The organism is Polaromonas sp. Polasp52 (genome assembly GCF_059491565.1).
On record NZ_CP168513.1, the window covers coordinates 3,547,118 to 3,566,878 of the forward strand.

The 19,761-nt window shown below is 57.0% G+C and carries 22 protein-coding genes; 13 read left to right on the forward strand and 9 right to left on the reverse strand.

Annotated elements, in window-relative coordinates; all coding sequences use genetic code 11:
- The first annotated feature begins 577 nt into the window (after positions 1-577).
- From ACEN9P_RS16615 to ACEN9P_RS16635, 5 genes are all read left to right on the forward strand, one after another.
- Positions 578-1,249, forward strand: coding sequence for a hypothetical protein (locus ACEN9P_RS16615; protein ID WP_477712218.1), 672 nt, complete (start codon positions 578-580; stop codon positions 1,247-1,249).
- 143 nt (positions 1,250-1,392) lie between these two features.
- The gene (locus ACEN9P_RS16620) at positions 1,393-1,881 is read left to right on the forward strand and encodes a hypothetical protein (protein ID WP_477712217.1); all 489 of its coding nucleotides are present in this window, start codon (positions 1,393-1,395) and stop codon (positions 1,879-1,881) included.
- A 6-nt stretch (positions 1,882-1,887) separates the two neighbouring features.
- On the forward strand, positions 1,888-2,205 hold the full coding sequence (locus ACEN9P_RS16625) for a toxin-antitoxin system YwqK family antitoxin (RefSeq protein WP_074580402.1): 318 nt from the start codon (positions 1,888-1,890) through the stop codon (positions 2,203-2,205).
- A 56-nt stretch (positions 2,206-2,261) separates the two neighbouring features.
- Positions 2,262-2,936, forward strand: coding sequence for a hypothetical protein (locus ACEN9P_RS16630; protein WP_495619850.1), 675 nt, complete (start codon positions 2,262-2,264; stop codon positions 2,934-2,936).
- 78 nt (positions 2,937-3,014) lie between these two features.
- Positions 3,015-3,350 carry a hypothetical protein gene (locus ACEN9P_RS16635; protein WP_477712215.1) on the forward strand — a complete coding sequence of 112 codons (336 nt, stop codon included), beginning with the start codon at positions 3,015-3,017 and terminating at the stop codon, positions 3,348-3,350.
- 35 nt (positions 3,351-3,385) lie between these two features.
- On the opposite strand, the gene ACEN9P_RS16640 is transcribed toward ACEN9P_RS16635, so the two are convergent.
- Positions 3,386-3,523 (reverse strand): hypothetical protein, encoded by a 138-nt coding sequence (locus ACEN9P_RS16640; RefSeq protein ID WP_495619851.1) that lies wholly within the window; start codon positions 3,521-3,523, stop codon positions 3,386-3,388.
- A gap of 54 nt (positions 3,524-3,577) precedes the next feature.
- Positions 3,578-4,537: a LysR family transcriptional regulator gene (locus tag ACEN9P_RS16645; RefSeq protein WP_495619852.1), complete on the reverse strand. Its 960-nt coding sequence runs from the start codon at positions 4,535-4,537 to the stop codon at positions 3,578-3,580.
- Positions 4,538-4,594: 57 nt separating this feature from the next.
- On the opposite strand from ACEN9P_RS16645, the gene ACEN9P_RS16650 reads away from it, so the two are divergent.
- On the forward strand, positions 4,595-5,758 hold the full coding sequence (locus ACEN9P_RS16650) for a mandelate racemase/muconate lactonizing enzyme family protein (RefSeq protein ID WP_495619853.1): 1,164 nt from the start codon (positions 4,595-4,597) through the stop codon (positions 5,756-5,758).
- An 80-nt stretch (positions 5,759-5,838) separates the two neighbouring features.
- On the forward strand, positions 5,839-6,813 hold the full coding sequence (locus ACEN9P_RS16655; protein WP_495622190.1) for a tripartite tricarboxylate transporter substrate-binding protein: 975 nt from the start codon (positions 5,839-5,841) through the stop codon (positions 6,811-6,813).
- Between the two features lie 141 nt (positions 6,814-6,954).
- On the opposite strand, the gene ACEN9P_RS16660 is transcribed toward ACEN9P_RS16655, so the two are convergent.
- A complete protein-coding gene (locus tag ACEN9P_RS16660; protein WP_495619854.1) occupies positions 6,955-7,473 on the reverse strand; it encodes a hypothetical protein in 519 nt (172 codons plus the stop codon).
- A 282-nt stretch (positions 7,474-7,755) separates the two neighbouring features.
- Between ACEN9P_RS16660 and ACEN9P_RS16665 the strand changes: the two genes are divergently transcribed.
- The gene (locus tag ACEN9P_RS16665) at positions 7,756-8,193 is read left to right on the forward strand and encodes an NUDIX hydrolase (protein ID WP_495619855.1); all 438 of its coding nucleotides are present in this window, start codon (positions 7,756-7,758) and stop codon (positions 8,191-8,193) included.
- Positions 8,194-8,287: 94 nt separating this feature from the next.
- On the opposite strand, the gene ACEN9P_RS16670 is transcribed toward ACEN9P_RS16665, so the two are convergent.
- The 6 genes from ACEN9P_RS16670 to ACEN9P_RS16695 all read right to left on the reverse strand — a co-directional run bounded on the left by ACEN9P_RS16670 (position 8,288) and on the right by ACEN9P_RS16695 (position 12,190).
- A complete protein-coding gene (locus ACEN9P_RS16670) occupies positions 8,288-8,770 on the reverse strand; it encodes a GreA/GreB family elongation factor (protein ID WP_074580397.1) in 483 nt (160 codons plus the stop codon).
- Between the two features lie 139 nt (positions 8,771-8,909).
- Entirely contained in the window at positions 8,910-9,590 is a 681-nt protein-coding gene (locus tag ACEN9P_RS16675; protein WP_495619856.1) for a glutathione S-transferase family protein, read from the reverse strand.
- 219 nt (positions 9,591-9,809) lie between these two features.
- The gene (locus tag ACEN9P_RS16680) at positions 9,810-10,739 is read right to left on the reverse strand and encodes an alpha/beta fold hydrolase (protein WP_495619857.1); all 930 of its coding nucleotides are present in this window, start codon (positions 10,737-10,739) and stop codon (positions 9,810-9,812) included.
- Between the two features lie 109 nt (positions 10,740-10,848).
- A complete protein-coding gene (locus ACEN9P_RS16685) occupies positions 10,849-11,262 on the reverse strand; it encodes a VOC family protein (RefSeq protein WP_495619858.1) in 414 nt (137 codons plus the stop codon).
- 53 nt (positions 11,263-11,315) lie between these two features.
- Entirely contained in the window at positions 11,316-11,732 is a 417-nt protein-coding gene (locus ACEN9P_RS16690) for a YciI family protein (protein ID WP_495619859.1), read from the reverse strand.
- Positions 11,733-11,773: 41 nt separating this feature from the next.
- The gene (locus ACEN9P_RS16695) at positions 11,774-12,190 is read right to left on the reverse strand and encodes a nuclear transport factor 2 family protein (protein WP_495619860.1); all 417 of its coding nucleotides are present in this window, start codon (positions 12,188-12,190) and stop codon (positions 11,774-11,776) included.
- Between the two features lie 143 nt (positions 12,191-12,333).
- Between ACEN9P_RS16695 and ACEN9P_RS16700 the strand changes: the two genes are divergently transcribed.
- The 5 genes from ACEN9P_RS16700 (at position 12,334) to urtA (ending at position 19,561) form a co-directional block, all read left to right on the forward strand.
- Positions 12,334-13,209, forward strand: coding sequence for a LysR substrate-binding domain-containing protein (locus ACEN9P_RS16700; RefSeq protein WP_495619861.1), 876 nt, complete (start codon positions 12,334-12,336; stop codon positions 13,207-13,209).
- 204 nt (positions 13,210-13,413) lie between these two features.
- The gene (locus ACEN9P_RS16705; RefSeq protein ID WP_495619862.1) at positions 13,414-16,383 is read left to right on the forward strand and encodes a hypothetical protein; all 2,970 of its coding nucleotides are present in this window, start codon (positions 13,414-13,416) and stop codon (positions 16,381-16,383) included.
- 3 nt (positions 16,384-16,386) lie between these two features.
- On the forward strand, positions 16,387-16,836 hold the full coding sequence (locus tag ACEN9P_RS16710) for a response regulator (protein WP_495619863.1): 450 nt from the start codon (positions 16,387-16,389) through the stop codon (positions 16,834-16,836).
- Complete coding sequence (locus ACEN9P_RS16715; protein ID WP_495619864.1) at positions 16,833-17,972, forward strand: 5'-methylthioadenosine/S-adenosylhomocysteine nucleosidase family protein; 1,140 nt, start codon at positions 16,833-16,835, stop codon at positions 17,970-17,972. The genes ACEN9P_RS16710 and ACEN9P_RS16715 overlap by 4 nt, the downstream gene beginning before the upstream one ends.
- A gap of 326 nt (positions 17,973-18,298) precedes the next feature.
- Positions 18,299-19,561 carry an urea ABC transporter substrate-binding protein gene (gene urtA / locus ACEN9P_RS16720; protein WP_495619865.1) on the forward strand — a complete coding sequence of 421 codons (1,263 nt, stop codon included), beginning with the start codon at positions 18,299-18,301 and terminating at the stop codon, positions 19,559-19,561.
- The last annotated feature ends 200 nt before the right edge of the window (positions 19,562-19,761 follow it).

Here is a 19,761-nt window from a genome sequence, read left to right on the forward strand (position 1 = left end):
TTAGGGAAATCCACCATGCTTTTGCGCCGGGAAGGTCTGCATGCAGACATTCTTTGCGGGGTTTGGTGAATTGGCCGCGGTGCGGCTGTTTAAAGGCTTAACGGCAGCCGGGGCGCGGAAGTTTTGCCTTGTGCGTGCCCGGCGTGCGGCTCCCTCCGGCCCCAGGCCGATCTTGCCAGTGTTGGCGGGCTTGGGCGAGCCGTCTTTGGTTGTCGTTGGGGGGTGCTTGTGGGGGTGGAACGCATACCTTTTTATTCATGGCTGTGAGGAAACAAGCCCGGCAGTTGTTCCATGCAAGGCATAGGAGGCGGAACGGTTCGGGGCTTTGGGCTCTATGGGTCCTGGATCTCCTGGATAAGATGCCGGTTATTGTTCAGGAGCAGACATTCAACCAAGTGGCCTTCGGCTAAGGGCTCTTCCCGATTGAGAAAGCGTCTTCACTGGCGACATTACTAAAACCCATGATCGGCGATGATCCGAAACATCGCAGTTTGCTGGCGGTTGATTGAATTTCAAAAAAAGCTCCGGAAAACGCCATTCATATCTACCCATAAAAACTTGAAAGCCAACTTTGACAATGACCTCACTACTTGCCTTCCGTCTGAGTTCAACAAGCTGCCAGCCTCGCCGCCTCTTGCTGTCGCAGTTTTTAATTTTGATTTTGGTCTTCATGGGCGGGTGCGCGACACGCGAGAAGCTGGCCATGGCGGATGTTCCGGAGCAGATCGTGTTGACAGATAAAGTGTCTTACAAGGTGAAGGCCTTCAACGGCATGCAGTGGGAATACATTGCGTTGCCAGGAATCTATGACGCAGAGCGCAAGGACTCCGGCGGGGTCTATTTTTATGGACCCGGTCGATCTATCGTTGAAATAGGCGAACTGTGGGGAAACGTGCCGCGAGTAAAAGTGGGCGGGATTTATTTGCCGAACGACAAATTACGACCAGTGGAGATGGTGTACGCATTTGAAAACAAGGTCCAAACCACCACCGACCTGAATCAGTACATCCTTGACCGGGCGATCACCACCACGGCAATGCCCGCCCTCCGCCCGGGCATTGGCGCCGGCGCAAATATAGTGGGAAATGCAGTAGGTGGGGCCGTGGTATCCGCGATGTTAGAAGCCAGCGAAGGCGAAATTACCCGCATAACCATCAAGGATCAGGCTATCGCCGAATTGCTTCGCTCGGCACGAAGCCCCAAGGCGGTGCCAGAAACAAATGCAGTGCGTTCAAGCACGGCAAAGTGAACGGAGGCCCGCTATGGGCCAGGGCGTCTGCTGCCGGCTAGAAGCGGACATTGGGAGAGAGCCATGAATGGCGTTGTGAGTTTCCCCGGTTTGCCAGGAGCCCGGGGTTGAAAAATAGAAACAAATATCGGACGGAGGGGGCCATGAAAAAAACGATCGCACTCGCTTGCATCACCCTATCCGCGCAGGGAATGCACGGCAATGTGTCTGCCCAACAAGGGCTACTGTCTGCCGGTGATTACTACCGTGACATGGGCGTCATTTTTGGTGTCATCGAAGCCGCACACGATATTGCCGACATATGTTCAGAAGAGTTTCCAGAGACCCGGGAAACCAATGAAAAGCATTACCAGGCATGGCGCGCCGGGCATCAGGATCTTTTACAGGAAGTAGAGCGCCACAGGGCCAGAATTCTGGAGCACGCCGTTCTGGGTGCCCGGTATAAGCTTGATCTGCATAACCGGAATCTCACGTTTAAAACAAACCAAAGACTGGCCCTGGCGAAGGATGGAGCGGCAACATTCCGCGCCAACTGTAATCAATACGGTGATATGACCCGATTACAGCAATGGGACATCAATAGCTCACTTGCGAAACAAGTAGCGACCATGCGCCGCGGTCCACCGCAATAGGTTCCAATGGCCGTTCAAACTGAGCTCAACATCGCGGAAATCCTGCATGAATCAGGTGCCGTCAGATTCCGCTACGCCCGGATCCTGGCTTCCGATGGCGCGAGATGGATTCGCCATGGCCTTTTCGTTGAGTACGGCCAAGACGGCACCGTCGTTTCGGAAGGGCACTATCTCAATGACAAGGAGAATGGCCCGTGGCGTGACTATCACCTCAATGGGAAACTGGCTTCAGAGGGCCGTTACCTTGAAGGTAGGGAAGTTGGCATATGGCGTTTCTGGAATGCCGAGGGAGTTGCAGAGGAATCGACCAACTACGGCTCCTGATGGCCGCAATCTGCCAGAAGCAGAGATCGCCACAACAGCATGATCAATCCCAAAGTATGAAACTCAAGCAACCACTCCTCGCTGCTCTTTGGGTCCTCAGCCTCAGCCATGCCGCCATGGCCGCACCGCCGGTGACCACCGTGGACCCCCGCAACATCGGCTTCACCATGGCTACCATCGCGGCGGACAAGCTGCAGTTTGAAGCGCCCACGGCGCAATCCTCTGCAGGTGCGCCGCAATTCCACGAGGATGAATGGCGCCAGATTGAGTTCTTTCCCGCGGCCCGCCTGCCGGAGCTCCAGACGCGGCTCAAAGAGTTCAAGGCATTCGAGCAGCAAAACCGCGTTCCGCAGGGCTGGAAGAACATCTACGCCCGGCGTATGGCGGGCACGCCCCTTGCCGGCACGCCAGGCCCCAAAGAAGTGGCTGCCTTGCTTCAAGGCAATATGGCACCGGCGCCGATTCTGAGCACCACCTCGGCCCCTTTGGGCCAGGTCAAGGGCGGCTTCACCATCCGGCTGACAGGCTCGGTATTTCTTTACGGCATCGCCGATGGGGCCACCGTCACTTCACTGGCGGCCATGGTGGAGCGCGGTGGCGACGAGCGTGTCCTGACTGCCGCCTTCATCCGCCTGTACACGCAATACAAGCTTGTTCTGGTTGACTGGCGTGGGCAGATGATGCTGACCTCGGTGGAGCCCAATGGGGAGCTTGGGATTTGGCGGCCGTGAGTGTGAAGTGCGCCAGGGCCCATTCAGGTCGCAGTTTTCATGACAACCATCGGTCGGAAGCGAAGACTGGAGGATTCAGTGAACAGACTCGATGAAGGGCAGTTACGCAAGGTGTATGACGAAGTCGTGAGCGCTGCGAAAGAACTCGCGGCGGGACAGGTCAGCTTCGTTGATGGCATTAGACGGGTCGCGGCCATGCGCTGGCTGGCTTCGCCGATTGACCATGATCCCGACTTCATGCTCTTTGTAGGCATTGACAGTGAATCGGATCATTTGCCAGGAATCGAGAATCGCCCGCAATGTGCACAAGCGTGGCTGGACCAATGCGACAAGGAAGCCCGCGAGTTGGAGAGTTTCTGGAGCGCCGAAGTGCGAACCGCGTGCGCCGTGCTGGTGGCACGGTTTTCTGGTTGAGCTAGTGTCCGCCTGGTGCACTGCGCCAATCTCCGTCAGCTCGCCTCCGTCGCGCCTTTAAACACCGCCAACTGCGCCGCAAAAGCCCGCCGGTAAGCTGGCCGCGCCTCACCACGCGCGACAAACATCCACGTGATCGTGCCGGATTCGAACAGCGCGCCCGCCTTGCTCATAAGCGGGTATCACCCCGAAAGGGTACAAGGCCAGGAGCGAACGCCAGAGGAGCGTCAGGAAGTAAGGTCATGCGGCTTGGTCACAGCATCCCACAGCGCCTCCGCGGCTCGCCCCATTGAATTGCGGGAGCGGAAGAGCCTGATTTCAAGGGGAAGGCGTAACGCGGGTGCTCCTGCTTCGACCACACGGCCGCTTGCCAGGTCGTCGTGAATCAGGGTTTGCGGCAGCCATGCCACGCCGCGGCCTTCGAGGACCATGGTTCTCAACACCGAGGCCAGGTGCGCGGTGAACACCGTTTGTGTGGAGACCTTCTCCATGGCCTCAAACCTTGTTTCGCGCAGGATGCGGCCAAGCCCTGATTCGGCGCTGTAGCCGAGAAGGGATACCGGCGTCTTGCCCGCTTTCAGTCTGTGCAGGGCTTGGCCTGAGGCATCAAGCGCTGTCACCGGCATCAGGTAGTCGGCGCCAATTTGAATCGAGGGAAAACCGCCGGCCTCAAGACCCCCTGGCGCGTCTGGGTGGGCATGGCACACCACAAACTGCACCTTGCTTTGCTCCATCAGTGCCTCGCAGCGCGCCAGCACGTCGGACTCCAGGTGCATGGTTCCGGCCATGGTGTGCGCCTCAAAACTCCGCAGCCAGGCCGGCATGAAGGTAAACGACAGCGCGTGCGTTGCCGCAAACCGCAGGGAATGCGAACTTGCTTCCGCAATGATCCGGGCCTCGCCCGGTATGCGGGCCACCTGGGCCGTCAAATCATTGGCAATGCCCTGGAACCACCGGCCGGCTTCGGTCAGCCGGACCGGCTGTGAGCTTCTGTCAAAAAGGTCCGTGCCTATCCATTCTTCCAGGGCGCGCACCCGGCGCCCGAAAGCCGGCTGCGTCATGTGGCGCTCTTCGGCCGCGCGGGAGAAGTTGCCCGTTGCAGCCAGTGCGGAAAAGTCTTCGAGCCAGGAGAAATTCATGCCCGGTGCTTTGAAAGCATTGAAGAAAAGAAAAACAGCATTGGTCAAATGCGGCGGCCTTCGCGATCATAGCGACCATCATCACAGCCCGTCATAGAGACCCCCATGAAAATCGTTGAAATCAGGGAGAAGACCCTCCCCATCAGTTCCCCCATCCGCAACGCCTACATCGACTTCAGCAAGATGACCTTGAGCCTAGTGGCCGTGATCACGGACGTGATTCGGGACGGCAAGCCGGTTGTGGGCTACGGGTTTAACTCCAACGGCCGTTACGGGCAGGGCGGGCTTATCCGCGAGCGCTTTTGCGGCCGTATTCTTGAAGCGGCACCTGAAAGCCTCATCGACGCCAGGGGCACCAACATCGACCCGGCCAAGGTCTGGGCGGCAGCCATGAGCAACGAAAAACCGGGCGGCCATGGCGAACGCTCTGTTGCCGTGGGCACGCTTGATATGGCCGTATGGGATGCGGTCGCCAAGATCGAGGGTAAACCCCTGTTCCGCATGCTGGCCGAGCGGCATGGGCGCGAGGCCAATCCGCGCGTTTTTGTCTACGCTGCGGGCGGTTATTACTACCCGGGCAAAGGCAACGAGGCGCTCTGCGCCGAGATGCGCAGCTACCTGGACCGCGGCTACAACGTGGTCAAGATGAAGATCGGCGGCGCTTCCATCGACGAAGACCGGGGCCGCATCGAGGCGGTCTTGAAGGAGATCGGTTCAGAGGCCCGGCTTGCGGTGGATGCGAACGGCCGGTTCGATCTGGAAACCGGCATTGCCTATGCAAAGATGCTCCGCGAATTTCCGCTGTTCTGGTACGAAGAGATCGGGGACCCGCTGGACTACGCCTTGCAGGCGGCGATTTCAGAGTTCTATCCCGGCCCCATGGCCACCGGCGAGAACCTGTTCTCGCACCAGGACGCCCGCAACCTCCTGCGGTATGGCGGCATGCGCCCCGATCGCGACTGGCTGCAATTCGACTGCGCGCTGTCCTATGGCCTTGTGGAATACCTGCGCACGCTCGAAGTGCTCAAGCAGTTCGGATGGTCGCCCGCGCGTTGCATTCCCCACGGCGGGCATCAGATGTCCCTCAACATCGCGGCCGGCCTCGGCCTTGGCGGAAATGAAAGCTATCCCGACCTGTTCCAGCCCTACGGGGGTTTCCCTGATGGTGTGAAGGTGATCGACGGCCATGTAAGCTTGCCTGAACTGCCGGGTATTGGTTTTGAAGGCAAGGCGGACCTTTACGCCCAGATGCGGGCGCTTTCAGCCTGATTCCGCTTGATTCGGGTTCGCGGTTAACGGTTCGCGATTCGCGACCACAAGGGAAACAACACATGAAAAACCATCAGCTGATGTTCCAACGGGTTCTTGTTTCGGTGTTGCTCAGCCTGTCGGCCGCGCCGGCGGCCTGGGCGCAGTACCCGGACAAGCCGGTGACGCTGGTGGTGCCCTTCGCCGCTGGCGGGCCCAGCGACAAAATCGCGCGCGACCTGGCCGAAGCCCTGCGCAAGCCGCTGGGCCAGACCGTCATTGTTGACAACACCGCGGGTGCCGGCGGGACCATTGGCGCGGCTCGCGTCGCGCGTGCCAAGGCCGACGGCTATACCCTGCTGGTGCACCACATCGGCCTTGCAACCGCCCCGGCCCTTTATAAAAAATTGCCCTATGACACCCTGAAGGACTTCGAGTACCTGGGCCTGATCAACGAAGCGCCCTCCGTGCTGATCGGCCGCACGACACTCGCGGCCAACAACCTTGCCGAACTGCGCAAGTGGGTTGCGGATTCCGGTGGCCGCGTGAACCTGGCCAACGCGGGTGTCGGGTCGGCTTCACACCTTTGCGGCTTGATGTTGCAAAGCGCGCTCAAATCCAAAATGGTGGCGGTCCCCTACAAGGGAACGGCCCCGGCCATGACCGACCTGATAGGTGGACAGGTGGATCTGATGTGCGAACAGGCCACCAACGCCGTGCCGCAAATCGAGGGCAAAAAAGTGAAGGTGTATGGCGTCAGCAGCAAGGAGCGCCTGAACCTGCCCTCGCTTGCGCAAACGCCCACATTGGCCGAGGCCGGCCTCACGGACTTCAACGTCACGGTCTGGCATGGGGTGTATGCGCCGCACGGCACGCCGCCGGAGGTTCTGGCCAGACTCAATGCCGCGCTGCGTGAAGCCCTCAAGGACCCGGAGCTGATCAAGCGCCAGGAAGCGCTGGGCTTGCGCCTCGTGACCGACGCCAGGCTCAGCGCAGCCGGCCACAAAGCCTATGTCCAGGCGGAAATGGCGCGCTGGGGAAAAGTGATCAAGGACTCGGGCGAGACGGCTGAGTGAGTTTCCAAGATGCACACGACGTGATGCGCGGGCTATTGGAAGAGTGGCGCTTCGTGGATCGCATCTCAATTGGCACGGAATGGGTGGTGAGCCCAACGCCCGCTTTGGGCTCTCATCAGGCATCATCGGCGCTGCCACGATTTAATTTCTATACAAGCGATCCAGTTCCACGGTGGTTCCAAATCTGATGGTTGACGAGCTTGGGTTCACTGCGTTGCTAGCGTAGATAACGCGAGCATCAGGCGTGATCTGCCAAGTCAACGTTCGAAATTTGAGAGGAACAGCTCCACGCCGGCCTAAAGGATCAGGGATCTCACCCAAGAGAGTCTTGCTGGGCGGGCCAAATTTTTCAATCAAGAAATCTTTGGCACTTTCGGCTTTGTCGTTCAGGTGAAAGTCAATCCTTTTTACCATTCCGTCATCGCTGAGGATGACGTATATTTCTCCGCGAGACCCGGCATACGTTCCAGCTGTCAATACGCATAGCGTCCCCATGGGTGGAGATGGAAGCGAACACTTGGCGCCTGTCGCCATTTCGATTTCTTTAGGCGATGGCTTCGATCCGATGGCGATGCCTTTGAACGCAGGCGGCTCCGCCGCCAGACAACTCAAGCCTTGTGAAGCGATGCCTATAAGCAGTACAGCGGTATAAATTTTCAATGCAATTTCCCTTCTGGCCGGAATCAATCATCTTACCTGCGGCTGGGGTCTGCACCAGTCATGAACATCGCTAAGCATCGTTCGCAGTCGCAGGGCCAAGTTTGTCCCGAGCGATCTCTCATCAACCGCTCACCGCCTTTCCCGTAAACACCGCCAACTGCGCCTCAAAAGTCCGCTGGTAAGCTGGCCGCCGGCCACCGGTAAGATGACTGTTGTCGGCCACAAGCGGACATTTCAGTACGTTCAACGGAACCCATCTTGCGACGACGCCCCTCATCCCGATTGCTCGTTCTCAACCGCACGGGAAACCTGCTGCTCTTTCGCTTTGTGCATAAGACCGGGGCATTGGAGGGGCAAGACTACTGGGCGACTCCTGGCGGCGGGCTGGAGGCCGGCGAAACCTTCGCCGAGGCGGCAGTGCGTGAGCTGGAAGAGGAAACGGGCATCTTTGTCGCCGACGTAGGCGACCCCATTGCGCAACGAGAGTTCGTCCTGCGCTTGGTGGATGGCGAAGAGGTCATGGCCGATGAACGGTTTTTTGTTGTCACCGTGGAAGACCACCAGGCAGTCCTGCAAGACCGCTGGACCGCCGAGGAGGTCGAGGTCATAAAGGACCACAAATGGTGGAGTGCGCTTGAACTCAAGTCGACTGACGAGATCGTGTGGCCTGTCGACCTCCCGGAAATGCTCACATCTGCGGGCTGGTGGCAGCGCAGCTGACTTCGGTTGTCTGTGGCGGATTCGCCGCCCGAAATGAAGGTTTGCGTGGAAGGATGTGCAAAGACCCTTTGGGCCCGGATGAGTCGTTTACGGCTCAATGAACCCGCAGCACCTCAAACTGCTGTCGGATTGGAGCGACCTGTATCCACACCTCATCTCCCTCGCATTTACCCAGCATGGCCCTGCCCAAAGGGGCTTCGCTGCTGATGACCTGAACGAGCTGAGCGCCGCTGACCAACTTCATGCTGCCCCCATCCGGCCCGAGAAAGAGCTGTTGCTGCTTGTCGTCGGAATCGACCAGGCAGACCAGCGCGCCAAGCTGTATACCTTTGCTGGAGTCGTAGGGGCGCGGGCGGAATTGGCGCCAATTGGCCATCGCCTGGCGGATGCCTTCGGCGCGCCGAGCTTGGCCGGTGGCCAGGTATGCGGCTTCGAGTCCCAATGTGTCGTATTTGTTTTCGGCGATGTTTTCTTCGTGAGTCGCCGTTTCATAGGCCACCCGCATTGCCTGTTCGGCTTGCAGCAGGTCTTCGGCGAGCCGTTCCAGCACCTGCTGCTGCAGCAAGAATTTATCCATGATGAAAGGTAGGCATCTCGAAAAAGCGGGGGCAGGTCTTGATTATGAAGGGCTCCAGCAGCCTTGGACGCTTCTGTCGGCTGCAGCTTAACTTCAGCTAGGCGTTGAATTATGTAGCGCTCATGGTTGCACGATCTCGTCAGCCGCCCGCTGACGAACCCGTAAACACCGCCAGCTGCGCCGCAAAAGCCCGCCGGTAAGCCGGCCGTGCCACAGCCCGCGCGATATAGGCCGACAGCGTCGGATATTGATCCAGCAGGCCCGAGCTCTCCAGCCTGCGCAGCACCGTCACCATCAGCAGGTCACCCGCGCTGAAATCGCCGTCCAGCCAGTCGGCATTACAGTCGGCATTACCCAGGTGTTTTGAAAGCTCGGCCAGCCGTGCGTGCACGCGCTCCTCCAGCATGGGCTGGCGTTCCGCATACCAGGGCTTGTCCTGCTCGAAGATAAAGGCCATGGAGCGTTCCACAATCGGCGGCTCCACCGTATTGAGCGCGGCAAACATCCAGGCGATCGCGCGGGCGCGGGCATTGGCATCCTCGGGCAGCAGGCCTGCGTGCTGCTCCGCGATATGCAGGATGATGGCGCCCGATTCGAACAGTGCCAGCCCGCCTTCTTCATAGGTCGGGATCTGCCCGAAAGGGTGCAAGGCCAGGTGCGCGGGCTGCTTCATTGCCGCGAAAGACAGCAAACGAACCTCGTAAGCCTGGCCCACTTCCTCCAGTGCCCAGCGCACGCGCATGTCGCGCGCCAGGCCCCGGCCGCGGTCGGGCGAGCGTTCAAAGGCGGTGAGGGTGGGGATGGTTGTCGTTGGGATCATGGCGGTGTTTTCCCGGCTGGGTGTTTGGTTGAGGGGCGGGGCTTGTTGTGACAGACAAGCTGTGCCGCCCCTGCGAGTTTTCTTGCTCCTTCCCCCGCTGGGGGAAGGCGGGGATGGGGGCTCTCGGCCTGCGATCTAAAGCCGACTATGCCTCAAGCGCTGCAGGCCCCCATCCCAAGCTTCCCCCAGCGGGGGAAGGAGGGGCGCACCGGTTAGTCGCTACTTGCGCTCATTGACCTGCTGCGCCCAGCTGGCCGCATTGCTCTTCCCATCCAGGAAAGGCAGCACCGTAGGCACCAGGGCGGGCGCCAGGAACAGGTCGTAGTGTGTGTACCCCGGCAATATCGCCAGCCGGTTCTTCGCCATGTTCTCGCGGCCCCAGCCCGCGTCCTTCAGCCCGCCGCCCAGCAGCTGGTAAAACTTCACGATGTGCTCGGGGCGGTACATATCGCTGTCGCCATACACCAGCATCACCGGCATCGCGAGTTTTTTGACATCTTCCGAATAGTCATAGGGCTTGCGCATCATGGCGCCCATCTGGTCCAGCAGCTTGGGGAAATCCTGCGGGCGCGGCGCCACCGCCACATAAGACTTGTACATGGGCGTCTCCTTCATCATGTCGGCCATGGCCGCGCCGACCTGCGCCTGCATAGGCAGCATTTCCGGGAAGAAGCCGTCTTGCGCATAACCGGCCGACACCAGCACCAGGCGCCGCACGCGCTCGGGGTGTTGCACCGCCATGCGGAATGCGACGCCCCCGCCCATGGAATAACCCATCACATCCACCTGGCCGTAACCCAGCTGCTGGATGATCTGCGCCATGTCCTCCCCCATGTCGATGAGGCTCACGGGCCTGTCGGTCAGCGCCGTGCGGCCGTGCCCATACAGGTCCACGCCTATGACCTGGCGGGTCTTGACCAGCCCGGCCAGCACCGGCCCGAACATCTCGAACTGGCCCAGGCCGCCATGCAGCAAGAGCAAGGGCTCGCCCTTGCCATGCACCTGGTAGTGGTAGTTGACGCCGTTGACGCTGAGGTAGCCGCTTTTGACGGGCTTGCTTTCCTGGGCGTGAGACGCGACCGGGAGGAGGGTGGCAAGGGCCACCGCGGCGCTCAGCAGCGGTACAAAAAGGGTGCGCAGGAACTTCATCGATTTCTCCTTGAGTTAAAAAAGGAACAGGCCCCAGGCCGTTCGTGTGGCTTACACAAGCACGACGAACGGGGCCGGCGGATTCGACAAAGTCCGGCTACGTATTTGCCTACGCAGCGGCTTGCGCCGCCGCCATGTCCATCCACACCGGCTCGAACACATGGCCGTCCGGGTCCTGGAAGGCGCGCGAATACATAAAGCCCATGTCCTGCGGTGGGCGCACATCGGCCTTGCCGCCGGTGGCCGCCGCGGCTTGGGTGATGGCGTCCACCTCTTCGCGGCTGTCGCGTGACAGGGCCAGCAGCACTTCGCAGCTCTGCTGCGCGTCGGCGATGCGCTTGGCGGTAAAGGTGCCGAAGTACTCGTGCGTCAGCAGCATGAAGCTGATGGCCTCCGACCAGACCATCATCGCGGCCTGCTCGTTGCTGAACTGCAGGTTCTGCTCGCAGCCGATTGCCTTGTAAAAGCGCGTGGCGGCGGCAAGATCCTTTACCGGCAGGTTCACAAAAATCATCTTGGGCATGGTGGCTCTCCTTGGGGTTGGGGTGAATGAATCAGGCGTGAATCAGGGGTGGATCAGGAAATCTGCGCGCGAAGCCGCTCTTCCTGCTCGCGCAGCTCCGGCGTGAAGGCCTCGCCAAAATCGTCCGCTGTGAAGACCTGCCGGATCTCGATTTCCGAATCGCCCGGCATCGGGTTGGGGCAGCGCTTGACCCAGGCTATCGCCTCCTGCAGTGACTGGCACTGCCAGATCCAGAAGCCGGCCACCAGCTCCTTGGTTTCGCTGAACGGCCCGTCGATCACCGTGCGGTTCTTGCCAGAAAAGCGCACGCGGGCGCCTTTCGAACTTGGGTGCAGGCCTTCACCGGCTTGCATGATGCCCGCCTTGACGAGCTCTTCGTTGTATTGGCCCATCTCCGCGAGCAACTGCTCGCTGGGCATGACGCCGGCTTCGCTGTCGGCAGTGGCTTTGACGAGGACCATGAATTTCATGTCGGTTCTCCTGTTTGATGGTTGGTTGGTGGGTGGGTGAATCAATGGGTTTGCGCGCGGCGGTACTTGTCGCCCACTTCCGCGCGTATCGGCGCTGTGTCGTAAACAATGGTCATGGCCTCAACCAGGCCCTGCTCGTCGAAATCAAAAATATCCACACAGCGAAAGCTCACCTGCGAGCCATCGGCCAGCTCCCACAGGTAGGTGAATGCGACCGAAGCCCGGCGCGAGCCGGCCGCGCTCACAAACACCTCGGCATCCTCCAGCACACTGCGCCGCGTGGCCGCCTTGAGCTGGTCAAAGAACTCGCCCGCCGGCTGCATACCCAGAAAAGGCGAGTTCACCATCCCCTGGGGGCTGAACAGCGACACAATGCCCCGCACGTCTCCCGCGGCCAGCAGGGCCAGGTAGCGGTTAATGACGTCGATATAGGCGAGGGCGTTCGAACTGATGACCATGGCGTGGGGCGGTGTGATGGAGTGATTGAACAGGGCGCCATCGTAGGAGCGCCCGCGCCGCAGCACCATCGAAAGATTTTGGGGTCAGCCATGTGCGGCGCGCATGGCTGCTGCGCACCGTGCCGCCACGATAAACTGCGCCCATGCCCGCCTTGCCGCCCCTTTACGCCCTGCAGGCCTTTTTGGCCGCCGCCGATTGCGGCAGTTTCACCGGCGCGGCCACCCGGCTTAACCTGACGCAGGGCGCGGTGAGCCGGCAAGTCCAGCTGCTGGAGGAGTATTACGGCTGCCCGCTGTTTGTGCGCGTGGCCCGCGGCCTCACGCTCACGCCCGAAGGCCAGCAGCTGCTGGCACCTGTGCGGCAGGCCTTGGAAACCCTGGCCCAAGCCAGCGCGCGCGTGCGGCGCGGTGCAGCCGATGTGCTCAGAGTCCAGTTCCCGCCCACCATGGCCGTCAGGTGGTTTTTGCCGCGCCTGCCGGCGCTGCAGGCCGCGCTGCCCGGGACTGAAATCCGCGTGGCCACCCACTGGACCGATGCGCCCGATTTCAGCAACACCGATGCTGACGTCATCATTGCCCACGGCAAGGGCGATTGGCCCCAGCTGGTCGAGGTGCCGCTGATGCGCGAGCGCCTGGTGCCCTTGTGCGCGCCCCAGCTGGCCGCCAGCCTGCGCGAGCCGCGCGACCTTGCCGGTGCAACCCTCTTACATGCCACAGCCCGGCACCATGAATGGCTGACCTGGCTGCGCGGCGCCGGCGTGCCCGACCTGCAGGCCGCGCGCGAGCAGCTGTTTGACACGGTGGATATGTGCGTTCAGAGCGCCGAGCGTGGCCTGGGCGTGGCGATTGCTGATGCGGCGCTATTCACCGACCTCATCGCTTCGGGCAAGGTGATGAAGCCCTTTGACATTGAGGTTGACAGCGGGAACGGCTACTTTCTGACTTATCCGCCGCAGCGACGAGAGCAACGGAGTATTCGGTTGTTTGAGGAGTGGATGATGGCTGTGCTGCGGGGGTGAAGGTGCTCGTACTGCGCAGGCTTATACCTGGGCTGTTGCGCGCATGCGGCTCATAGGCCGGGTCTACCACGAGGACCTAAGCGCGGAGGGCAGGAGCAAACTGGTGAACAGTCTCCTCACAAATGAGGATTCTCAATTTGCTCTTTTGTGCTATACCTGAGACGGATTGTTACATCCTGCTCGTGATAGGTAGAGGAGATTCACTTGTCGAGAACCCAAAAAGTCTATAGGCCAGCGCATATATATAAATTGATCTCTGGCATCAAGGATATTGATAAGCGAAATCTACTGCGGGGCTACAGCGCAAAACCAAGACTCCTGTCACAAGATGCTGAAGAAATACGCAAGGAAAACTCACTTCATAACAGTGTGATTTCCGGCGCCGTGCTTAAAGGACCTCAAGGTCTTTGGGATGGACACGCCCAATCGAAGAAGAGGACCAGCGAAGACCTTTTCAGGATGACTTCGTTTCCTTCCATCGCGTGGAGACACGAAGTTTGTTATACGGCCGGGTATATCAATTCGTTCATGTCTACTGCCGTTGAAATACTCGATGTGATGGATAAGTTGTCTCAAATTGAGGTTCTAGGTTGCGATGACGCTTTAGAAATACTTCTGGAGGCAAGTAAAAAATATGGGGCGTCTAACTATCTGTCATACAAGCTGGCCTACCTGAGAACGGCGCGCTCTCTGGATCCCCGTCAGCTAGCGAAAGTGAATGAGATTGAGGGGCAGATATCGCATCGGGCGAATGTTGGATTGCATTTCAGCGCGTTGGAGAACCTGAGTTCAAAAATATCCTTGTTCGTCGTGGCGCGAAGGCGAGTGAGTGGAATGGTCGGAAAAGTGAACGGGAACGTTCGTAAATCCATTTCGCTAAGTAACTTCATACCCACACCTATAAATGAAGACGATGTTGGTGGTTTTTTATTACGAGCGACTGAATCCTGTTTAGTTGACGGAATCTATGCGGTGATCGCTCTTTTCAATCTTCACGCCGATTTCTCAGCAGTTAAAAAAGAATTTGAGAATCGCTTGGATCCGAATTTTGTTGAGAGACTACATGCAGTCATTGGTCGCGCAGGTGAACCTAACCCCGAAGAGTTGGTTACGGAGCACTTCCGAGCACAAAACGTGAATAGCGAGCCAACGTTGGATTTGTATCGGACGTCTGCAGCGTTTCTTGAACGTCCTAGCCTAGCTTTCTATCGCAACAAACTGGATCAAGTAATCGGGGCTCGTTTGTTGGCCGAAATTCACGGAAAAAAAGGCGGCGCAATAGAGCCCTTTGACTCCAAAGAGCTGTTGTTCGCACCGGACGGCTCCCCGGTAGAAGGTAGTTTAAACATCAAGCTCGATTCCTTCTATCGCACCTTTTTGTTTCTTCGCTATATCGGCAACCCTGCGAATATCTTGACGCTGACGAAAGATGATGTTCGGTTTATCTTTGAGAACACCCTTGGACTAGAAGCTCTTTTGACCGAGTCAGAAATGAGATCCCTTTACCTCACGGTGCCTCCTGAGGCTAAGAGCTTGGTCGCGGTGCTAGCGTTAGCTTTGTTTAGGAAAAAGTCTGTTGATCCAGACGTTGACTTTGAATTTAGAACTGATTTCATCTCTCACGTCAATCAGGAACACAATGGTTCTGTTGTCGGTTTTATTGAGTATTTGCTGAGCGATTCTCCTCAAGTTGCTAATTACATAGTTAGCTCGCTAGATGAGTTCACACTCGAAAAAATGTATTCCTTAGTTGGCAACGCATCACAGGCATCGCAAATTCGTTGCGACATATTGAGGGCAGTTGGCAAGAGGCTTAATCGCATTGAGTACTTTGTCGAGGCCGATGCAATTACCACTCGAGCCAAAGTGGCTACCCTCCAGCAGTACTTTGATAGCAGTCGAATGTACGTTGACAGTGTCTCAATGAAGAAGTGGTTGGATAGCAATCCCACGATGTCCACGGAGCAATACCGCGCTTTGTATCCCCGGGTAGAAGCGCGACTGTCAACTATCGATGCAGAGGATGGCAGCGAGGAAAATGTTCTTGTTATCAAACTGAATGATCAAGACGATTACTTGATATCTGAGGTGGCGAAGGATGCATTCGAGCAATTCTGTTTGAACACAGAATTCGGTATTGAGTCCTATCTGGGTCGGCGTATAAGGCACAACACTCTCGACGGGGTGACAACCGAAACGGTAGATGCTGTCTTTAATAAAACTGAGTACAGAATTCTTCTATCCAATGCAGTAATGCGCCGCACAGTTGACGCTTGGAAGATTTCCTACGGATCGATCATAGATAAGCTACGCAGGGAGTATCTCCAATTCAAATCCCCGAATTCTCTTTTTAAACATTCGTTGGACTTGAATGACATAACAACAAAAGCAAACATACGTCAGCTCTCAAACACATTGCAGTCTGCTGGAGGAAGCGAATTACTGAATGATTTAATCATTGCGTTTTGCTGGAAGCAGATCACGCCTCAACTTGAGAATGCAGCATGGGTCATAAAAAATACGCTGCTGCGCGAGGCAAACGCTTCGATTGACAAGTTTTTCGTGCACGTTGGTACCGACGAGGGGCGTATGAAAGCCGCGTTGCATGAAGCCGTGAACGAGGTCTTTAAGAAGGTTGCGGACTGGTTTCGAGTTCCGCGAACTGGTTTTATTCCCGCCTCGGTTAAGGATTTGTGCCAAATTATTGAGATCGACCTCAATCAGCAGGGTCGAGTTCAATTTACTGGTGATGCAGTTGACGTTAGATACACCGGAATAAGTGTTCACCGTCTCTATGATTGCTTGGCCGTTCTTCTCCAAAACGCGAGCAAGCACGGGCGACACGATCTGCCGATCATCGTTGATGTAAACGCAACGCGAAATGCTGGCGGAACTCCGCTTGATCTCATTTGCGTACGAGTGAAGTCTGTCGCTTCTCGTGAGAAATATGCCGATTCGAAAAGCCGAATCTATAAAGCGATTGATACGGCCGAAGAGGGTGCCGATATGGTCACCGAGGGCTATACCGGAATTAAAAAACTGAAATTTATAACTCGAAAAAGTGAAAGCAATCACACAATTCGCTGCGACGCGAATGACGACACTTTGGAGTTATTGCTTCAGTTCTCGCTTCATGCCGAGGTCGCTACAGACGATTCTGTAGGAGGAGCTTGACCTGTGAACATACTGTTGGTAGAGGATGAGATCCATAAACGGGATGAAATGAAGCAATGTGTGTACGACGCTTATGGACTCGAGCCGGAAATTGTTGATGGTGTTAATAGCGCGGTGCTTGCTGTAATGACCGCGGATTATGACCTCATCATTCTTGATATGGCGTTGTCGACATTTGGTGATAACGCTGATGATAAAAAAAAGGGACACGACCAGGCTCAAGGTGGGATCGAAGTTCTCCGAGCGCTTAAGCATGCGAAAAAGACGACAAAGATATTGATTGTTACTCAGTACGGAGATTTCTACATTGCGGGTACAAAAGTAAAGCTTAAGGATTCTCCAAAAATTATTAAGAGTCGCTATGAACAAGAAGTTATAGGCGCTGTTTTATATCACTACAAATCGCGCACGACTCTACAGAAGATTGTTTCGATTCTGAGGCTGCATAAATGAAAATAATGGTTATCGAGGATGACGAGCCAAAGTGGCGAGCTATTAACGGATACCTTAAGGTTAAGGGGGTGTTAGCTATCGACATCATCCGCGCAAAAAACATGGCCGAATTTGCGGCCCAGCTCAATGCGGACATAGGACTATTTATTATCGACTGCAAGGTTCCTGGATATGAAAAAGCGGTGCCAGCTCAAAATGGAACTGCGATCCTGGAGGCGATAGTTAAGGCTGGGAAAAATGATGCGCATCTGTTGGCGATTAGTTCTTATCCCAAAGATTTTCCGGAGTTGAGGGCGACCTTCGAGGCGCGTGGATGCATTTTGGCGGACTACACGAATAAGAATGCGTGGCAATCCACCTTGGATCATCTGCTGGTACAGCTAAAGAAGAGTGTCAATTTTGATTTCTTGATATTTTGTGCTTTGCACGAAGAACGTGCACCGTACACCGCATTGCTACAGGGCCGGCAGGTAAATCGAGGTGGTGTTGATTGCTTCGATGTTGAGATTTCAGGGAAGAAAGGAACGGTGATTCTTCTCCCGCGAATGGGGCTTGTGAATGCTGCGGTTGTTGCTGGCTCGTGCATTGATAGATTCAAACCGTCCGTTGTCGGAATGAGTGGTATATGTGGTGGATTCAAACGAAATGCGAAATTGGGGCAGCTCTTTGTATCGTCAATGGCATATGAGTACCAATCGGGAAAATGGGCTTCAGACGGCTTCAAACAAGAGCCGTACCAAGTACAAACTGATCACGTCACTCTCACCAAACTTAAGGTGCTGCTCGGAACTCCTGGATTGATTTCTCAACTAGAGATGGGATTCAGTGGAAATCGGCCACAGACTGCTCAGTCGCCAAAGCCAGGAATATTTACTAGTGGCTCGGCGGTGATAGCTGACAATGAGCATCTGAAGCAGATAGAAGCCATTCATAGGAAAGTGGATGCGCTGGATATGGAGATTTTCGCTTTGCAGCGTGCGGCTGAACTGTCGCCGTACAAACCGGTATGCATTTGCGCTAAGACTGTGGTCGATCTGTGCGATGCAAAGAAGAATGATGATATTCATGCTTATGGATCGTTCATCTCGGCTCAATTTTTGATGAGAGCTATCGAGAATCACTTCCAGAATGGATGATTTTGTGTGAATCAGCCCTAGGGGCGGCGCTACTGTTTCCTGCTCTGTTGCCTCGATTCTTACCCTTGCTGTCAGTTCCTGATGTAAGGATTCGCTGATCTGTGAAATTGACATCTAAGTTCTCAGCCTAACGGCTGATGACATTCGATGTCGCCATGTGAAGTCCGTGCGCCCACCCCACATACGCCACCCGGCGTATTCCCCAATCCCCCTCCGGTCCCCAGAATCCACTCATCGTTGCGCCAAAGCCTTGTTTTCCTGGCTTTTGCGCAGCGAAACGCGATTCACCTACCCCCTACCTATCTATTACCGGAGAGGATCACAACATGCAAGAACGTCGATTTACCCTCAAGGCGATGACCGCCGCCGTCGCACTGGCCGCCCTGGGCGCCGTGCCTGCTTTTGCCCTGGACACGATCAAGGTTGGCGTGCTGCACAGCCTGTCGGGCACCATGGCGATTTCTGAAACCACGCTGAAGGACACGGTGCTGATGGCGATTGAAGAAATCAATGCCAAGGGTGGCGTGATGGGCAAAAAGCTCGAGCCCGTGGTGGTGGACCCGGCCTCCAACTGGCCTCTCTTCGCTGAAAAAACCAAGCAGCTGCTGGGCCAGGACAAAGTGGCCGTGATTTTCGGCTGCTGGACGTCTGTGTCGCGCAAGTCGGTGCTGCCGGTTGTGGAAGAAATGAACGGCCTGCTGTTCTACCCCGTGCAGTACGAAGGTGAAGAGCTGTCCAAGAACGTGTTCTACACGGGTGCGGCGCCCAACCAGCAGGCCATTCCTGCCGTTGACTATTTGATGAGCAAGGCTGGCGGCGGCGCCAAGCGCTGGGTGCTGCTGGGTACCGACTATGTGTATCCCCGCACGACCAACAAGATCCTGCGCGCCTATTTGAAGAGCAAGGGCGTGGCCGACAAGGACATCGACGAGAAATACACCCCGTTTGGCCACAGCGATTACCAGACCATCGTGGCCGACGTGAAGAAATTCTCGCAAGGCGGCAAGACGGCCGTGGTGTCCACCATCAACGGCGACTCGAATGTGCCTTTCTACAAAGAGCTGGGCAATGCCGGCCTGAAGGCCAAGGACGTGCCCGTGGTGGCCTTCTCGGTCGGTGAAGAAGAGCTGCGCGGCGTGGACACCAAGCCCCTGGTCGGCCACCTGGCCGCCTGGAACTACTTCCAGTCCATCAAGAGCCCGGCCAATACCGAGTTCATCAAGAAGTGGTCGGCTTACGCCAAGGCCAAGAAGCTCCCGGGCTCCGACAAGCCTTTGACCAACGACCCGATGGAAGCCACCTACATCGGCATCAATATGTGGAAGCAGGCTGTTGAGAAGGCCAAGTCCACCGACACCGACAAGGTGATCGCCGCCATGGCCGGCCAGACCTTTAACGCGCCTTCCGGCATCGTGTCGAAGATGGACGAGAAGAACCACCACCTGCACAAGTCGGTGTTTATCGGCGAGATCAAGGCTGATGGCCAGTTCAATGTGGTGTGGAAGACGCCTGGCCCTGTGAAGGCCAAGCCATGGTCTCCCTATATCGAGGGTAACGCTTCCAAGCCTGACGAGCCTGTGAAGAAGTAAGAGGCTGTGGGGTGGGTGAGGGCCGGTTGGCCCCCACCCTAACCCTCCCCCAGCGGGGGAGGGGATGAAGGCCCCTCAGTGTTTCTTTTCTTCTTTCTTGCTCCTTCCCCCACTGGGGGAAGGTTGGGATGGGGGCCAGCCGGCCTCCACACCCCAAGGAAGCTGCAGCCTGGGCACCAGACCGACTCACAAATCCGGTC